The 17,440-nt window shown below is 62.1% G+C and carries 12 protein-coding genes; 10 read left to right on the top strand and 2 right to left on the bottom strand.

From position 1 onward, the window contains the following. The 7 genes from ACH2EH_RS05755 to ACH2EH_RS05725 form a co-directional block, all read left to right on the top strand. The coding region (locus ACH2EH_RS05755; protein WP_395139795.1) for a hypothetical protein at positions 1–638 on the top strand (638 nt) is incomplete at its 5' end. A gap of 213 nt (positions 639–851) precedes the next feature. Next, on the top strand, positions 852–4,127 hold the full coding sequence (locus ACH2EH_RS05750) for a hypothetical protein (protein ID WP_395139794.1): 3,276 nt from the start codon (positions 852–854) through the stop codon (positions 4,125–4,127). A 116-nt stretch (positions 4,128–4,243) separates the two neighbouring features. After that, positions 4,244–5,443: a geranylgeranyl reductase family protein gene (locus ACH2EH_RS05745; RefSeq protein ID WP_395139793.1), complete on the top strand. Its 1,200-nt coding sequence runs from the start codon at positions 4,244–4,246 to the stop codon at positions 5,441–5,443. 2 nt (positions 5,444–5,445) lie between these two features. After that, positions 5,446–5,937: an NUDIX domain-containing protein gene (locus ACH2EH_RS05740; RefSeq protein WP_395139791.1), complete on the top strand. Its 492-nt coding sequence runs from the start codon at positions 5,446–5,448 to the stop codon at positions 5,935–5,937. Next, positions 5,934–6,800: a methyltransferase gene (locus tag ACH2EH_RS05735; RefSeq protein ID WP_395139789.1), complete on the top strand. Its 867-nt coding sequence runs from the start codon at positions 5,934–5,936 to the stop codon at positions 6,798–6,800. The genes ACH2EH_RS05740 and ACH2EH_RS05735 overlap by 4 nt, the downstream gene beginning before the upstream one ends. A gap of 5 nt (positions 6,801–6,805) precedes the next feature. Beyond that, entirely contained in the window at positions 6,806–7,933 is a 1,128-nt protein-coding gene (locus ACH2EH_RS05730) for an aminotransferase class V-fold PLP-dependent enzyme (RefSeq protein WP_395139788.1), read from the top strand. A gap of 15 nt (positions 7,934–7,948) precedes the next feature. Further along, on the top strand, positions 7,949–8,725 hold the full coding sequence (locus tag ACH2EH_RS05725; protein ID WP_395139786.1) for a sulfite exporter TauE/SafE family protein: 777 nt from the start codon (positions 7,949–7,951) through the stop codon (positions 8,723–8,725). A gap of 4 nt (positions 8,726–8,729) precedes the next feature. Here the strand turns inward: ACH2EH_RS05725 and ACH2EH_RS05720 are convergent, their stop codons facing one another. Next, positions 8,730–9,863: a cysteine desulfurase family protein gene (locus ACH2EH_RS05720; protein WP_395139784.1), complete on the bottom strand. Its 1,134-nt coding sequence runs from the start codon at positions 9,861–9,863 to the stop codon at positions 8,730–8,732. 82 nt (positions 9,864–9,945) lie between these two features. Between ACH2EH_RS05720 and ACH2EH_RS05715 the strand changes: the two genes are divergently transcribed. From ACH2EH_RS05715 to ACH2EH_RS05705, 3 genes are read left to right on the top strand one after another with little or no spacing between them, the layout of a single operon-like run. Continuing rightward, on the top strand, positions 9,946–12,318 hold the full coding sequence (locus ACH2EH_RS05715; RefSeq protein WP_395139782.1) for a hypothetical protein: 2,373 nt from the start codon (positions 9,946–9,948) through the stop codon (positions 12,316–12,318). A 45-nt stretch (positions 12,319–12,363) separates the two neighbouring features. Continuing rightward, positions 12,364–15,189 carry an excinuclease ABC subunit UvrA gene (gene uvrA, locus ACH2EH_RS05710; protein WP_395139797.1) on the top strand — a complete coding sequence of 942 codons (2,826 nt, stop codon included), beginning with the start codon at positions 12,364–12,366 and terminating at the stop codon, positions 15,187–15,189. Between the two features lie 9 nt (positions 15,190–15,198). Then, entirely contained in the window at positions 15,199–16,083 is an 885-nt protein-coding gene (locus ACH2EH_RS05705; RefSeq protein WP_395139780.1) for an NAD-dependent epimerase/dehydratase family protein, read from the top strand. Between the two features lie 44 nt (positions 16,084–16,127). Here ACH2EH_RS05705 and ACH2EH_RS05700 read toward each other — a convergent pair. Continuing rightward, on the bottom strand, positions 16,128–17,440 hold a 1,313-nt coding region (locus tag ACH2EH_RS05700; protein WP_395139778.1), incomplete at its 5' end, for a hypothetical protein.

The raw sequence follows: 17,440 nt of genomic DNA, 5'->3' as shown, positions 1-17,440 counted from the left end.
CGGGGGAACAGGCAGCGAAGGTGAAGGCACCACGGCGGAGCCCTGAGGAACAGGATCAGGAGATCCAGAACTACATCAATGAGGCGCGGCAGAGTATCAAGCAGGCGCTGGAGACACCGGCGACCCTGGCAAAGCTGGTGCCGCTCGGGTTTAGCGTCGCACGGCTGACCGACGGGGCGACGCTGGCCGAGGCCGCCGTGACCGCGTTTGCGGCGCGGCAGCGGGCGCTGGGCGAGGCAGAGAAGGGCGTGGCGGCGGCGAAGTTGGCGCTGGGGACGGCACAGAGTGGCTTTGTGCGCTTCCGAGAGACCGTGCGGATCGCCACCTTAGATAAGACCATCCACACGGCCCTTGGTACCACGGGGCGCATTCCCAAGGACGGCGAGAAGTTTCTGACAGCCTTGCAGGCCACGCTCAAGACCGTACAGCAGGCACCCTATGCCGCGCTCGTCGCCTCCGTGGGCTACGATGCACCCGCGCTTGCGGCCCTCGCCGCCCTAGGAGAAGCCTTCGCCACCGCGCGGCGCAGCAGTGCCGAGGCGCAGGCTCACGCCAAAGCCACCACCGCAGCGCGCAACGAGGCCGTGAAAACCCTACGTACCTTCACCACGCCGTTCTATCGCGCCCTACGTCTTTAAATCTACCTCCGCCCCTCCTTCGTAGAGGGAGGGTGACCGAGGAACGAGGTCGGGTGGGTTCAGGCCGGGTGGGTTCGTCGGGTGGGTTCAGGCCGGGCTGGAAAGCCTCCTCTATCCCCCCCCAACCCTCTCCCCTTATGGGGAGGGGGTGCCGAGGAACGAGGCGGGGGAGGGGAAACTGTAACCTTCCGTAATCGGGTACCCTCTAAGCGGATGACTATGCTCAGAAACACACTTGCCGCAACGGCGGCGCTTGCGATCCTCCTGCCCCGTGCCGTGCTGGCACAAACACCCGCACCCGCTCCCCAGGCCGAGGCCCGCTTCACCTACGATGCCAACTATCTCTACGCGGCGTTCCAGGTAGACAATGCCCAGCTTCTGGGAGTCCATCAGGAACCCATGGCCAAGAACATCGAAGATGACGATGGCATTGGTCTGTACGTCAAGATCGGCAATGAGCCCGTGCGTGCGATACTGGTCTCGGTGGCGGGAGGCTTTACGTTTCTGGAGAATGGTACGCCCAAGCCGCTTTTTACCGTGAAGTACGGCGTCACGCGGCAGGGAACCCTGAATCGCGTGGATGATACGGACCGGGGCTACTCCGTTGAGCTGGCGATTCCCTGGGACGCACTCGGGGTGGACGGCAAGCTCGCCGCCAAGACCGCGATTACCTACGCGGCGACAGTGCGCAAGAAGGGCGTCGCTGCCCCCGCGATCTTTCCCGTGGGCGCGGCGCTGGAGAAGTCCGAGAGCTTTGGGCCGCTGACACTGCAGGCCACAGCGGTGTCTCCCTTTATTGACGGGGAGCAGAAGATCGGTGAGTGGCCGGGAGCGAGTGTGCGCTTTGCGGTTCCCACGCCCGCCGCGCAGGCCGCTGTTGTGCCTACCGTTCCCATCCCGGTGGATCCGGGCCAGCTCACCGCGACCTCGCTGCCTGCCAATGGTGTGCGGGAGCGACGGCTCTTTGCCCGGCTCTTACTGTCCTACCAGGGGGATATCACTAAACTTACGTTTCCGCCGCAGGGGATTATTGGAGCGACGGGAGTCTTTGTCCCGGTGGATCAGCCCGCCAATGGTTTCGGCCCCTGGTACTCATCGGATCGTGTGGGCTGGGCACGGACAGAGCTGGGGCAGCTACGCCGGGCGGGCGTGGAGGTCGCGCTGACGCAGCTCGGGAGTCCGGATGTTGCGTCGGGGCCCATGGAGGAGAAGTCGCTTACCGTGCTGGTGGCTGCGTGCCGTGAGATGCAGCTGGAGCGCCAGTCGTTCCCGCTTCTGGGGCTCTGGCTGGATCGTTCCCTGGCGACGGGAGATCTTTACGCGGCGATTCAGCGCTGGTTTGCCTTTGTCCCACCGGAGCTGCGTGCGACTGTGCGCGTGGGGGGCGTGAGTGTCTACCCCGTCTTTTTGTCCGATACCACCGGGGTTACACCTGAGATCGCGGAGGCGCTGCGCCAGAAGTTTGCGGCGGAGTTCGGCGGGCTCTCCGACGGGATCAGTATTGCCGTCGGCTTGCCCTTTGCCACCGTCTCGCCGGGCGGGCAGGAGCCCTTTTTGGCGCGGCGTGGGGGAGAGACCTATGCCGCTTCCTGGGAGAAAGCCCATAAGAGCGGCGAGCCTTGGATTGTGCTGGACTCCTGGAACGACTTCACCCGTGCCACGGAGCTGGCACCCTCACGCCAGTACGGTGATTTTTACGTGGATCTCACCCGGCGGCTCTTTACCGTCCCTGATCCCAGCAAGCCCGCACTGCTTCAGTTCAGCCCGCTCGATCTGCCCCGGCGGCTCGCGGCGGGAACCCTGACCGCACTGCCGATCACTCTGACCAATATTGGGGGGAAAGTCATCACGCTAGAAGATAGCGTGCAGGTGACCTACCGCTGGTTCCAGGATGGGAAGCTTATCGCTGAGGGACCCGTTCGCATTCCCCTGCGGGAGTCTATCCTGCCTGGCTTCTCCACGACTGTCTCACTGGGGATTGCGACCCTGCTTGGGGATAACAAGCCCCTTCCCACAGGGAGCTACGAGCTGCGGCTGGAGCTGCTCGTGCCTGGCGAGCGGAGCGGGATTAGTGTTCCGGTACGGGTCGAGGAGAAGCCCGCTGATGCTGTCCAGTTTGCACACTCAACACTCACGCCGCTCCTACGTACGGGGGGGAAGTTCCCGGCGACGCTGCGGCTGCGCTGGCTCGGCAAAGAGGCACTACCGCCCGGGGAGACACAGCTTCTCTACCAGATCCTCAGCGGCGATGGAAAAGAAGTGGTTGGCTCGGGAGCGACCACGGTTCAGCAGGCGCTCAAGCCGGGAGTATGGACGGATCTCCGGAGCCTGATCGAACTGACCGGCAAAGACGGGTTGCCGCTAGAGCCTGCCTACCCGGAGCGCCGCCTGGAGTCGCCTGACCTGCGAAAAGCGGGCTATCTGGTGCGTTGGGTACTTGCTCGCACGGTCGCGACGGCGCAAATCCAGGGTGTCTACGAGCAGCGTCTGGCTCTCTACCCCGGTGACGACGACGCGCGACTAACTCTGGCAAGCGACTCAAAGTTTCCGGACACTGTGGAAGCGGAGAAGAGTGTCCGGGTCAAAGTGACTCTCATCAACCGGGGTCTGAAGCGCTGGGAGAAGGGGCGCGTGGCGGTCACGGGGCGCTGGTTCCAGGCCGATGGAATGCGGGCAACGCAAGGGCGTGCGATCCTCAATGCGTTCCTAGAGCGTGAGGTTTCCGTCGGCGAGTCTATTGAGGTCACGGCGGAGATCGCGGTGCCGGAGCGGCCCGGGCGCTATGTACTGGCGCTGTTTGCCATGCGTCCCCCGGAGATATTTTTCCCCATGCACCCGATCAGCCGGACAGGCGACATGCTCCAGATCCCAATCACGGTCACGGGAGGACGGCAAGTACCGCTGGATCTAAGCCTGCTCTACGACACTGACGGTGTCACGAGCGAGGCACGCACACGCGATGGGGATCTCGACGGCGCAGGCTTGACACTACCTGCGGAGTGGTTCCCGTTTGACCGCTTTGGCCTCAATCAGGAGACCAGTCTATTTCCTTCCGGGTACTTCTCAGATATCTCGTCGGTCTCGGCGCGGAGCATTGTCTTTCACTACGGCTCCAGTGCCGATGGCAAGAAAAATCTACTGTCCTGCAATAGCCAGGCTCTCCTGGTTCCCAAGGCTGCGTTCTTCGCCGCCCATATTGCCGCCACGGCAACAGGCGGTGCGGAGCGCAACCTGACCGTCATTTTGCGCTACAAAGATGGCACGACCGAAAGCCGAACACGCGTACTGCGCGATATCGCCGCGCCAGCGGCCAGCGATGATGCCGTCGCGTTCACGACGCCTCGGCAGCACCGTCCGGAAGGGGAGCTGGCGGGTACGCTCACCGTTCGCCATATCGTCTTCCCGATCGCTGTCACCAAGGAGCTGGTCTCGATTACCTTGCCCACGGACTCTAAGGTAAAAGTCTTTGCGGTAACACTGGAGAAGTAACCTACCCCCTAACCCCCGCCCGGCGGGGGAGTACTTGGTAGCCCGGCACGGGCTTTGCGGCGGAGGAACGAGGCCACTGCAAGACGCCGGTTTCAACCGGCGGGAAAAATGCGAAGATGAATTTTGATGTGATTGTTGTGGGCGCGGGACCCGGCGGGGCGACCTGTGCCTGGAAGTGTGCCGAGCTTGGCTTGAAGGTCTTGCTACTGGATCGTGCACCGAGCCTGCCGCGCTACAAGCCCTGCGGCGGGGGAATTCCCTCGTCGTTGGTACGCCATGTCGAGGGGCTGGAACCCGAAAAATTCATCGATCTCACGGTGACCAAGCTTCGCCATACGTGGCGCGGTAAGTCGCCGGTTCTCGCGGAGATGACGTGTCGTGATGGCAAGCCCGCCGAAGTGTGGATGGTGCAGCGCCCGCGCTTTGACACGTATCTGGTGGAGAAAGCAAAATCCGCCGGTGCAGTGCTAAGGCTGGGCGTGAAGGTCAGTGACATAACGGTTACTTATGAGGGCGTCACGGTCACGGCGGGCGAAGAAAACTGGACGGCGCGGTATGTGGTCGGTGCCGACGGTGCCAAGGGGATTGTTGGAGCGCGTGCCGGACTGCGCCTCGGAAAGCGCTGGGGGATCGCTCGGGAAGTCGAGATTCCGTATGAGTACGCCCCCCCCGCCCCTGATCACCCAGAGGGTACCCGGGGGGCTATTTTGCGGGATGCTTGCTATCTGGACTACGGCTCGGTGAAGAATGGCTACGCCTGGATCTTTCCCAAAGCGGGCTATCTCTCCGTAGGGGCGGGAATGCTCGTCCCGCGCCAGCCGAAAGCCGAACAGAACGTTGGCATGATCCTGATGGACGCCATCCACACGATGCTTGGCTCCGTGGGCATGATCTACCCGACGGGCATGGACGCGCCCAAGCTCTGGGCACACCCGATCCCGTTCTGGACGGGGATGGAGCCGCTCGCCACCAAAGACGGGCGTGTGCTGCTCGTAGGCGACGCAGCCGGTGTGGTGCAGCCGCTCTTTGGCGAGGGGATTCAGTACGCGGTGCGTACGGGCGCAATCGCTGCGCAGCAGCTCGCGGCAAATACTACCTTGCAGTACACCGAAGCGGTTAAAACGGAGCTCGCTGGGGAGTTCGATGCGGCGCTTCGGGTCGGAAAAGTCTTCCACAGAACGCCGTATCTCTCGTACCGCCTCGGGGTCAAAAATCCGGCGGGCACGAAGCTGGTCGGGCGGCTCATGTCCGGTGAGGTCTCGCTGGAGCACCTGGAGCAACGCATCTACGACAAGCTCAAGAATCCGTTTAAATAGGCATGCCGTACACTCCGATTTTAGCCACGCTAGGCTACGTGCTCTCACCCGATCGCAGCGCGGTTCTGCTGATCCACCGCAACGCCCGCCCCGACGATCCCGCGCTGGGGAAGTACAACGGCCTCGGGGGCAAGCTCGAACCAACGGAAGACGTCGCCTCCGGGATGAAGCGCGAGCTACACGAAGAAGCGGGGATTTCCGTCACGGAGATGTGTCTTCGGGGGACGCTCTCTTGGCCCGGTTTTGGCAAGAGTGGCGAGGACTGGTTCGGGTTTCTCTTTGTGATTACGGAGTTTACTGGCAATGTCAGCGTCGGCAACGACGAAGGCACGCTGAGCTGGCAGCCGCTGGCAAAGCTGCTCGGCGGCGAGCTGCCGCTCTGGCCTGGCGACAAGCACTTTCTTCCGCTGGTCTTTGACGACGACCCACGGCCTTTTCATGGGGTCATGCCCTACACCGGTGGCCAACCCGTCGCCTGGAGTTTTACACGATGAGTGAGCCTATTATTTGCCGCTGGCAGGCACTGCCCTGGCTCGTCGCGCATGAGGCGGCAGTGGAGTCGCTGGAGACGACGCTCGATCTGAACCTAACGACCTGCACGGTGGCGCTCTCGGCTGAGGGAGTGCAGCTTCCCGACGGAACGCTGGTGCTTTGGGATGCCGTTAGAGAGGTGGCGGATCACGACACGGGCTGTTTTAGTGTCAACACCGACGGCACTCTGGAGCGGGCCTATATCTTCTCACCCACCACCCGCCGCGCCGTCTCGCTCTGGGGGCAGCCTGAGGGTGCTCCGACTGTGTTGGTGGCAGGCTTTCCTATGCACCGCACCAAGCGCACGGATCCGTGGCAGGACACTCAGAACAAAATCGCGGCGTGCCAGCCGGTGAGTGGGCGCGTGCTGGATACCTGTATGGGCCTAGGCTACACGGCGATCTGCGCCGCAAAGACAGCGGCCCAGGTTACGGTGATCGAACTAGACGCCGGAGTGGAGGCGATGGCGACGAAGAACCCGTGGTCGGAGCCGCTGTTTTCGAAGGCGAATATCACTCGCAAAAACGGGGACGCGTTCGCTCTCGTCAAAGAGATGCCGGATGCCGTCTTCGATCTGATTATCCACGACCCACCGACCCTGCAGCTCGCGGGGGATCTCTACTCGGGCGCGTTTTACCGGGAGGCATTTCGGGTGCTTTCCCGGCGCGGACGGCTTTTCCACTACATTGGGGACCCGAACAGCCGCCACGGCGCGACCGTGACACGCGGCGTGGTCAAACGGCTACATGAATCCGGCTTTGTGGCTGTCACTACTGCCGCCGATGCCTATGGAGTCGTGGCCTGGAAAGAGAAACCGCGCCGGTAAGACCAATGACACTGGCTGAGTTTCGGGCACAGTTCCCGAGTGTTGAAAACGGAGTGCACCTCAACCACGCCGGGATGGGGCCGATTCCAACGGGCGTTGCCACTGCTGTCGGGCAGGCGCTTGTTGAGCTTGCCCACGGCGACGGAATGATGGCCTTTCGGGCGCACCTGAAGCGCCAGCAGCGGGTGCGCGGGGCACTGGCCCGGCTGATGAACGTGCCTGCCGAGGGCGTGGCGCTGGTGCGCAACACCAGCCACGGCCTCGCAATAGCCGCTCAGGCGATCCCGTTTCTTCCCGGTGAGAATGTGGTGGTGGGGGCGTGCGAGTACCCCTCGGTGGTCTATCCCTGGCAGGCGCAAGCGAGCCGTGGCGTCGAGACACGCCTTGTCGCCTGCCCCACGAACACCGACCTGCTCTCCGAGGACGCGCTGATCGCGGCCTGCGATGCGAATACCCGTGCTCTGGCGGTGAGCTGGGTGCAGTGGGGAACCGGGCAGCGCATGGAACTGGAGAAGCTTGGGGCATTTTGCAAGGCACGAGGAATCTGGTTCGTAGTGGATGTCATCCAGGGTCTCGGTGCGCTGGAGTGCGATCTCACTGCCTGCGGTGCGGATATTGCGGCGGGGGGCTGTCACAAGTGGCTGCTTGCACCGGCGGGGATCGGGCCACTCTACATCAAGCCGGAGCGCCTGAGCGAGCTGCTCCCCACCAATGTCGGCTGGAACTGGGTGAATAACCCTTTTCACTGGGATCGGCTGCGCTTCGAGGACGCTCGGCCGAGTGCAGATCGCTTCGAGGAAGGTAGCCCCGGGATACTGGCGACAGCGGCCCTGGACGTGTCGCTTGGGCTGCTGGAGGCCGTGGGGATGGGCGAGATTGAGCGGGCGGTGCTGGCGAGTGCCGCGCGGCTGCGTCAGCTTCTGCGCGAGCGCGGGATGGAAGTCTGCCCCACCGACGGCCACAGTGGGATAGTCGCGTTTCGGCATCCCCGCTACACCAACGACGATGTCCTGGCGCATCTGGATGCGAATGGTGTCTGGGCCGCCGTTCGCTGCGGCTGGGTTCGTTTCTCACCTCATGCGTACCACCGTGCCGACGAGTTGGAGCGTGCAGTCGCCCTGATCCGCGTATAATGCTGCTGAGCCACTATGCTGCCGATAGAAAATAACCTGGCACTCGCCGCTTTCGCCGCGCTCACGGGGCTAGCACTGGGAACCCTCGGGGCGGGGGGGGCGATTCTGGCGCTTCCCGCGTTTAAGTACGCGGCGCACCTGCCTCAGCGCGAGGCCAGCGCGACGAGCTTGCTCGTGGTGGGAAGCGCGGCGCTGATTGGCGGGCTCATGACCCTTCGGCGCTGTCAGAGGGACCCTGGCGAGGCGCGCCCGGACTTCAAAGTGGCGCTGCCCTTTCTGGTGAGTGGCTTGCTGGGCTCCTGGGGCGGGGCGATGGTCTCTAAGTTCGTCCCGGAGCTGGCGCTGAAGCTGCTTTTTGGAGCCGTGGTGCTGGCTGCCGCTGAAGCGATGTACTTGCGCGCAATGGCTCCAGCTCACCCGAAAGAGCCGCGACGCATTCCTGCCTGGATAACGCCGATTGCTGGGCTGGCAACGGGGATGCTCACCGGGCTGGTCGGGGTGGGGGGCGGGTTCTTGATTGTCCCAACACTGACCACAGTCACCCCGCTCTCCCTGAAACGCGCCGCAGCGACATCCGTCTGGATCATCACGGGGAATGCCGCCGCCGCACTCGTGGGTTACATCGGCCACGTCCATATCGGTTGGGGGCTTGCCGGGGCGTTTCTCGCGATTGCGATTGTCGGAATGGCGATCGGCCAGAGGCTGGCACGACACGCGAATCCCAAGACACTTCAGCTCACCTTCGCGGTGTTTCTGGTGATGATTGGGATCGTCACATTTCTCAAGCCGTAGCGAGCTAGAACTGCGAGGCCACGAGGCGCTCGATAATCCCCGCAGCTTTTTCTAGCTCCTCGGCGCTTGTGTAGCGGCCCAGGGAGAAGCGCACTGCCCCTAACGCTCGCTCGCGTGGGACGCCCATTGCGCTCAGGACATGCGAGGGATCAATGCTGCCCGAGGAGCACGCGGAGCCCGACGACGCGCAGATGCCCCAGAGATCGAGTGCCAGAAGCATTGTTTCTCCGTCGGGCTTAGTAAAAGACAGGTTGGTGTTGCTCGCAAGCCGCTGTGTCGGGTGGCCGTTGAGCGAGGCTAGTGGGAAGCGGGCGATAAAGCTATCGCGGAGTGGGAGGAGTCGTGCCGCCACTTCGTCGCGCCACTCAGGCAGGAGAGACACCGCCTTGCCAAAGCCGACAATTCCCGGGACATTCTCCGTGCCGGGGCGCTTCTGGCGCTCCTGGCTCCCGCCATGAAAGAGCGGCGCACACTTCACGCCACTCTTAATGTAGAGCGCCCCGACGCCTTTGGGGCCGTAGATCTTATGCGACGAGACACTCATCAAATCAACGCCGAGCGCCGTCACATCAATCGGAAGCGCACCAAGAGTCTGCACGGCATCGGTGTGAAAGAGCGCCCCGTGCGCATGGGCCAGCGCTGCAATCTCCACAATCGGATTGATCGTCCCGACTTCATTGTTGGCGTGCATCACCGAGACGAGCGCCGTCTTATCTGTAAGGGCTTCAGCGATGAGCTCGGGATGCGTCATACCGTACTCGTCCACGGGTACCAGCGTGACCTCAAAGCCAAGCTCGCGTGCGAAAAGCGCAGTGTCAAGGACAGCATGGTGTTCAGCGGGGCTAGTAATTAAGTGGTTACGGCCCTGCTCCTTGGTGGCCATCAGCACGCCAAGCAGCGCCAGATTGTTGGCCTCCGTCCCGCCTGAAGTAAAATAAATCTCCCCGGACTCCGCGCCAATGGCAGCGGCAAGCGTATCGCGGGCAGCATCTAAAGCCCGGCGCACGGTCTGGCCCATCCGGTGGACAGAAGAGGGGTTCCCAAAGCTCTCCCCAAGGAAGGGGAGCATCGCATCACGCACTTGGGGATCGGTGGGGGTCGTGGCGGCATAGTCGAGGTATAGCGCAGCTTGGCTCATAGAAGAAATTATACCGCGTGTGAACGAATGTAGACAGTCTTAGTTTGGCTCTTCGGGATATTTTTATGCTACACTGACTGGGATGCCTCGTTCTACTCATGCCAACCAGGAGGTTGTTCCGCTAGCGCAGCTTCTCCCCAACCTACGCTGGAGTCCTGAGCGTCAGGGGATTTTCCTCTCCATCTCGCCGGAATCCCGTGGCGTACTGGCTACGAAAGAGCTCCCACCGCCCGATGGCTGGTGGCCCGAGGAGCTAGCCCGGCGAAGCCAGGGAGCGCTGAAGCGTATTGGACGGGTGACTGTGCTTGTCCCCTCTACGATGCGTGTCTGGCAGCGTACTCTGCCGAGATCAGATAGAGACGACGAAACAGGGGAGCAGACTGCACTTCTCCAGCTTCTGGCAAGCTGCAACCCGGCACAGTGGCGCATGCTTGCCAGCCCTCAGGGGCTGCGTAGCCGCGATCTCAACACCAAACAGCAGGCATTTTTCGAGGCACTGATTCCGCGCCCGTTTCGCTTTCGTGTGCGTGACCCAAAGACCTTCAAGATAGGGATGCCCGTCACATTAACAGATGTCCAGCGTGACGAAGTGGGTCTTCGAGTGAAGCTTATTGGGGGAGTTGAGGGCAAAAAACTCAACGAGAAAAACGGTGTCTTCTCGATTGTTTTTCACAGACGGGTCAACAACGAGCCCGAGCGTATTCTTATTCCCACCGTTCTGGTGGACTCTCCCCCAGTGAAGAGTGCCCTCGATGAAAGCGTTACCCGTGAAGTGCCCAATACGCTTAAGCCGCTTCCGGGCGGACTTGGTGCTCTGCGGCAGGTTATTTCACTAGAGGCAAGTGAGTCGCTTACGATAGATGAGCTGGTTGTACGGATTGCTCAGGCCACCCGCCTGCCCCTTCAGGTTGAGGTACGGCTGAAAAATCACAAGATATTTATCCGTGGAGCGCAGGCATCCGCAGGCGAGCTGCTTCAAGCGCTTTGTCTGGGCGCGACGGCGACGGTGCGCGATTTGGGAGGTGTCTTGCTGCTGGTTCCAGACACAATCCCCTTGGATACGGGGCGAGTGCCACTGGAGGAAGCGCTTCTGGAGCGCCGCAAACAGAGCAGTCAAGACGATGCAAAGCCCAACCAGCGCATCACGGCTCTGAAGCCTATGGACTACCTGACTTTTGATGCGCATGACCCAGCGGCACTCTCGCCAGCACTCTTAAAGAAGGCACTTGGCGCTCACAAGAGCACCCGGAGCGAGATGGGAGCCGAGGTCTCCCTCACGGAGCTACCATCGCCCCTTCAAGGTCGTATCACAAGTGCGATTGATGAGATGGCGCGTCTGAGTGACACACCGGGGTACCAGCAAGCGGGGTTGGATATCAAGATGGACAGTCAGAGTGTTCTGGTGGGCTGTCACCCGTGGTGGAGCTTGGTGATTCCTGGGGTGGGGGAGGCCAATGAGAACCCGCTGGTTCCGATACATAACTGGGTTGCCGATCTGCCTGCGCCACCGATGAGTTTTGAAGGACGCGCCCTGCTAGCACGGGCCAGTACCCTGACGGAGGCGCGTGATCTCGCACAAGCGGCGAAATCGGCGGGAGCCCTGGCGCTCTGGCTAGAAGCTCCGCCCGAGGTGCTGATGGTGGCGGCAGAACTGCGGCTCTTGCCTGTTCTTGGAGTGGTTTCTGTGCTGAGAGGCGCACCAGGCAAGCCTGATCTGAATGTGCTGGGCGAGACTTCGGCGCAGTATGCTCACCGACGGCTGGGAGTGATAGAGCCGCCCTGGCTGGATCTGCAAGACCGCGACACTGTAGAGAACGCACACCGGCGGCTGCTCGCTCTTGCACGAGTCGCGGGGCTGGCGGGGATGGTTCTGCGCGATATTCTGCCTCCTGGCTATGGCATGGTTGCCCAACCGGAGCGAGGGCGCTATGTCTACGGCGCGGCGGGTGACCTGGGGTACTCCAAAGAAAACCGGCTCGCGTTTCTAAAAGCGAAGGGCGTTGATCCTGCCGATATTCTCTCGGAGAGCCTCTATCTGGAAGGAGAGGAGCTGAATCCCTTGGTGAAACAGGACAGTGCTCTGGGGGAGAGCTGGCAGCAGTGGCGCACGCAACGCGCGGAGGCGTTTGCGGTCTCACTGCGGCAGGAGCTGAGGCGTGTCGCCCCGAAGCTCCCCACGTTTTTAGAACGTGCGGCGCTCTGGCAGAATGATGGCTGGCTCTACCAGAGCTGCCCGTGGTTTTTGAGCTGGCCTGCAGAAAAGCCGCTTCCTAAAGTTGAGCGACGTGCACTGGGTGGGAGCGCAGTAAAACGACTTGGCTGGCGCTTGCTGGGTCTCAATCCCGACGAAAACCAGGTGCTCCGTGCCTCGACAGGGCAACCTGAGGGCGAGGCTGTTGATTTTTCTGCACACAGCGTGGCAGAGATCGTGAAAAAACTGACCGAAAAGCCGTAGTGAGTGTGGTAAAATCTCCAGGTGAACACTCGTTCGTCATCTTCTTTGCACTCGCATATCGTCGTCCGTGGCGCCCGCCAGAACAATCTCAAGAACTTCGATATTGACATTCCGCGCGACCAGTTGGTCGTGATTACTGGCCTCTCTGGCTCTGGGAAGTCTTCCCTGGCTTTTGACACGCTCTTTGCCGAGGGGCAGCGCCGCTATGTCGAGTCGCTCTCGGCCTACGCGCGGCAGTTTCTCGGTCAGATGGACAAGCCTGATGTGGATCAGATTGACGGCCTCTCGCCCGCCGTTTCCATTGACCAGAAGAGCACGTCGAAGAACCCACGCTCGACCGTGGGAACAGTGACTGAGATTTATGACTATCTCCGCCTGCTCTTTGCGCGTGTGGGGACGCCGCACTGCCCTCAGTGTGGCAAGCCAGTGACTCAGCAGCAGCCCAGTCAGATCGTGGATGTGGTGATGGCGATGGAGGAGGGGACACGGCTTCAGGTGCTCGCACCGATTATTCGGGGGCGCAAGGGGGAGTATAAGAAAGAGCTAGAGGAGCTGAAAAAAGAAGGCTTCGCGCGCGTCCGAGTAGACGGCACGGTCTATGATCTGGAGAGTGTCCCGGCGCTCGACCGCTATAAGCAGCACGATGTTGATATCGTCGTGGACCGTATTGTGGTCAAGCCCGGCGTTGAGAAGCGGGTCGCGGACTCGGTGGAGACGGCGTTGAAGCGCTCCAAGGGCCTGGTCGGGGTGGAGGTTGTCGGCGGTGACGAGCAGCTTTTCTCCGAGAACTTCGCGTGCACGGCCTGCGGCATCTCGCTGCCAGAGATCGAGCCCCGCACGTTTTCATTTAACTCTCCCTTTGGCGCGTGTGAGACTTGCCACGGACTCGGTACGCAGTCCGAGTTTGACCCCGAGCTGATCGCACCAGACCGCGAGATGAGTATCGGGCAGGGCGCGATTAAGTATTTTGTTTATAAGTCTGGGAAGGAGATCATGAGCGAGGGACGCACTGCGCTCTTTGCTGCCGTCGCCAAAAAACTCGACTTCACGATGGAGACCCCCGTCAAGAACCTCACCGACGCGCAGCTTGAGCCACTGTTTAAGGGCATCAAGGGCAACGTCACGATGGAGTCCAAGAACCGCTTTGGGCGCACGCGGCACTTCGACACGGACTTTCCCGGCATCATCGCAATCATGGAGCGCCACTGGAGCGAGACAACCTCCGATTACATCAAGCAGGACTTGGAGCAGTACCGGCGTATCAACCCGTGCCCGGCGTGCAAGGGGCAGCGCCTCAAGCCCGCCGCACTGGGCGTCTTGTTTGGTGGCAAGAACGTCTCCGAGATCACGGCGTACTCGATTGCCGCCGCCGTCGCCTTTGTCGAGGGGCTTACTCTCACGGCGCGGGAGCAGCTTATCGCCCGGCAGATCTTAAAAGAGATCGGTGCGCGGCTGGGCTTTCTGAAAAACGTCGGGCTGGGCTACTTAACGCTGGATCGGACGGCGGGCTCGCTCTCGGGCGGCGAGGCGCAGCGTATCCGGCTCGCCACTCAGATCGGCTCCGGCCTGATGGGTGTCCTGTATATCCTCGATGAACCGAGTATCGGTCTGCACCAGCGCGATAACTCCCGACTCATTGAAACTCTGATCCGGCTACGTGACCTTGGCAACACGATTCTGGTGGTTGAGCACGATGAAGAGACGATGGAAGCCGCCGACTGGCTGATTGATATTGGGCCGGGCGCAGGGATTCACGGTGGCTACGTCGTGGCGCAAGGCCCGCCCAGTGTCGTGAAAGAGTCGCCGGACTCCATCACGGGGGCGTATCTGTCCGGGCGCAAGAAAATTCAGCCACCCGCCGAGCGGCGCAAGGGCGACGGGCGCTTTCTCACTATTGTCGGGGCGCGGGGCAACAACCTGAAAAATGTCACGGCGCAGATTCCTCTGGGCACGATGACGGTGATTACGGGCGTCTCCGGCTCGGGCAAGTCCACGCTGATTCAGGACACGCTCTACCCGCGCCTGATGAACGAGATCTACCGCTCGCACATGGTGCCCGCGCCGCACACGGGGATCAACGGGATTGAGTTTCTGGAGAAAGTCATTGACATTGACCAGTCCCCGATTGGCCGCACGCCGCGCTCCAACCCCGCGACCTACACGGGCACCTTTGATCTCATTCGCGATCTCTTCGCCGCCACGCCCGAGGCGAAAGTGCGCGGCTACGGCCCCGGGCGCTTCTCCTTCAACGTGAAAGGCGGGCGCTGCGAGGCGTGCCAGGGCGACGGCATCCTCAAAATTGAGATGCACTTCCTGCCCGATGTCTACGTCCCCTGCGAGATCTGTAAGGGCGCTCGCTACAGCCGCGAGACGCTGCAGGTGACGTATAAGGGCAAGAACATCAGCGATGTCCTCAATATGTCCGTCGGTGAGGCCGTCGAGTTCTTTGAGGCCGTCCCGCGCATCGCAAGAAAGGTCAAGACCATCGCCGATGTGGGTTTGGACTACATCAAGCTCGGCCAGCCCGCCACCACGCTCTCCGGCGGCGAAGCCCAGCGTGTCAAGCTCGCCACCGAGCTCTCCAAGCGCAGCCACGCCGCGACGATCTATATCCTCGATGAACCCACCACCGGCCTACACTTCGCCGACATCGAAAAACTCCTCACGCTCCTCCAGCGCCTCGTAGACGCCGGAGCCACGGTCTTGGTGATCGAGCACAACCTCGATGTCATCAAGTGCGCCGACTGGGTGCTCGACCTCGGCCCCGAAGGCGGCGACGGTGGCGGTGTCATCGTCGCCACCGGAACACCCGAAGATATTGCAAAATGCGAAACCAGTCACACCGGGCGCTACTTGAAGAAGATGCTGTAGAGTGTTGCTATGGCAAAAGTATTGGTGACGGGTGCGGCGGGAGTGGCGGGGCGCGAGACGGTGCGGCAGCTCCTGGCGGCGGGCTACGACGTGCGGATGGCGGATGTGGGTGCGCCGCCCAAAGATGCGAGCTTTGAAGGCGTGGAGTTTATGCGCTGCGACACGCGCTCGCCGCAGGATGTGGAGGCGGCGGTGGAGGGCTGCGACGCGGTGGTCCATTTAGCGGCGTGGCACTGTGGGCACATTCCTCCGGTGAGCGATGCGACGATCTTTGCGGTGAACGTGGACGGGACGTTTTATGTTTTAGAGGCGTGTGTGAAGTTCGGGGTGAAGACGGTGGCGTATGCGTCCTCGATGGCCTACGGGCACGGCGGGGTCTACTCGGTGACGAAGGTGATTGGGGAGGATCTGTGCCGGACGTGGCACCACCGCACGGGCAACCCCATCACGCTCTTGCGCTACCACGACTTTGTGCCCAAGCCCTATCTGGCGTTTGGGGAGAAGCTGCTACGCAACGGGGTGGATGTGCGTGATGTGGCGGCATCGAATGTGGCGTCTATTGAGCGCGGACTGGAAGGCGGCTTTGGGGTCTTGCGCTCCGTGATCCACACGAACCACGGGATGCCCGCCGAAGTGGGAGAGGATTTCACGACGCACGGCCTGGCGTGGTGCGAGGCGCAGGTGCCGGGAAGTGGGGCGCTGATCGCAAAATACGGCATCATGTTCCCCGAGCGGGTCGAGCAGCACGACATGAGCGAGGCGGCGAGCGTGCTCGGCTGGACTCCCAAAATCAGCTTCGTCACGTTCCTCCAAGACCTCACCGAGCGCGAGGCACGCGGCGAGGACATTCGCTCACTCTGGGCTCCGGGGCAAACAATTCCCCTTTCCCAGTGAGGAACGAACGCCCGGGAGAGGGGCTAGGGGAGAGGTTCTGGCAGCTAGGGGAGGGGTAGCTTATTGAGAACGGCGAGTGCCTCGCTTAAGGAACGGTCGGAGGCATCGAAGACGATGCTCTCGGGCAGTTTTTTCTCCCGGGTAACCTCGTGCCACTGGGCGAGAAAGTGACCCAGGCTATTGGGTCGCGACGATGTCGGGACACTGAGGCGGCGCTGAGTCGGAGAGAAACTGCGGGTATCGCGGCTCAGGCGGGTGAGCAAAATGCCGGGGGAGGCGGCCTTGAGCGCAGAGAGCAGGCTGTCGGCGAAGGCATCGGCGGCATCCTGACGTACCCGGTAGAACGGTTCCCAGAGCCCGCGCGAGGGGCCGTACCACTCCGAAATGGGCGTGGAGACACGACTAAAGCTGATAAAGCTCACCATCTGTATAGGGAACTGAACCGAACTACTCGAAAGCTGAGCATCGGTGAGGTCCACGGGGTCGGCACCTTGCTGGCGCAGGCACGCGAGGCGCAGGTTCTCGCTGTAGCCCAGAATTTCCCTCCAGTTCGCCTTCGTCTCGTCGCGCTGGTAGCCGGTGGGGTAGAGATCCGTGAGCACGAGCCCAGCCAGCCCGGGCGTTGCAGCAAGTGCTTTGAGGCGCGGCAGGACGGCGGCCTGGCTCTCCAGAGCATCGGGGCGCAGGTAGATCGAGGAGCGCTTTGGCTCGACCGTTATTTCCGTCCCGATGGTGGCACGCAGGGGCCGTACAAGGGCCTGCACGGGCAGTCCCTCGGCCTTGCCTGCCTTCACTGCTGCTGCCAAAAGCCCCGCGTCGTCTAGCCCCACTTGTACCCAGAGTGCTGTAAATCCCTGGTTTTTTGCCGTAGTGACCGCGAGCTGTGCCTCGCTCTCGCTTTGAATCGCGACCGCGAGTGTGCGCGGGGGGCTGTCTTTGGGGGCCGTAGGAAGCGCGGACGTGGTGCGGGAACGAAATTCCGCGCCGAGCCAGCGCACGGGAATGGGGTCGTAGCCAGGAACGAGTAGCTCCAGCTCGGTTCGTGGGGAATAGAGAATCTTCTCGGTGTTGAGGGGCGCACGGTTCGGGTCGCCGTTGTTGTTATTCTGAAACGCGGCGATCTGCTTGTCCACTTGCGCCCGCAGACTGGGGGAGAGCTCGCTCATCCGTACTGCCAAGGGGCCGGGTTGCCCGTCTTTCTCCTGACGTGCGAGCCGCTCCGCCAGGGCAGCATCGGGGCGATTCGGGTCATCGTCGGTCCACTGGAGATAAGTTGCTTGCAGTGCGGCGGCGGCTCCGGTTCCCTCACGCGCCCGGTCAAGTTCGGCCTGCGCCGCGCTTAACCAGTCCTGAATAC

Origin of the sequence: Armatimonas sp., from assembly GCF_043760365.1 — a bacterium.
Lineage (GTDB): Bacteria > Armatimonadota > Armatimonadia > Armatimonadales > Armatimonadaceae > Armatimonas.
This window is presented reverse-complemented; position numbering and strand designations above follow the sequence as displayed.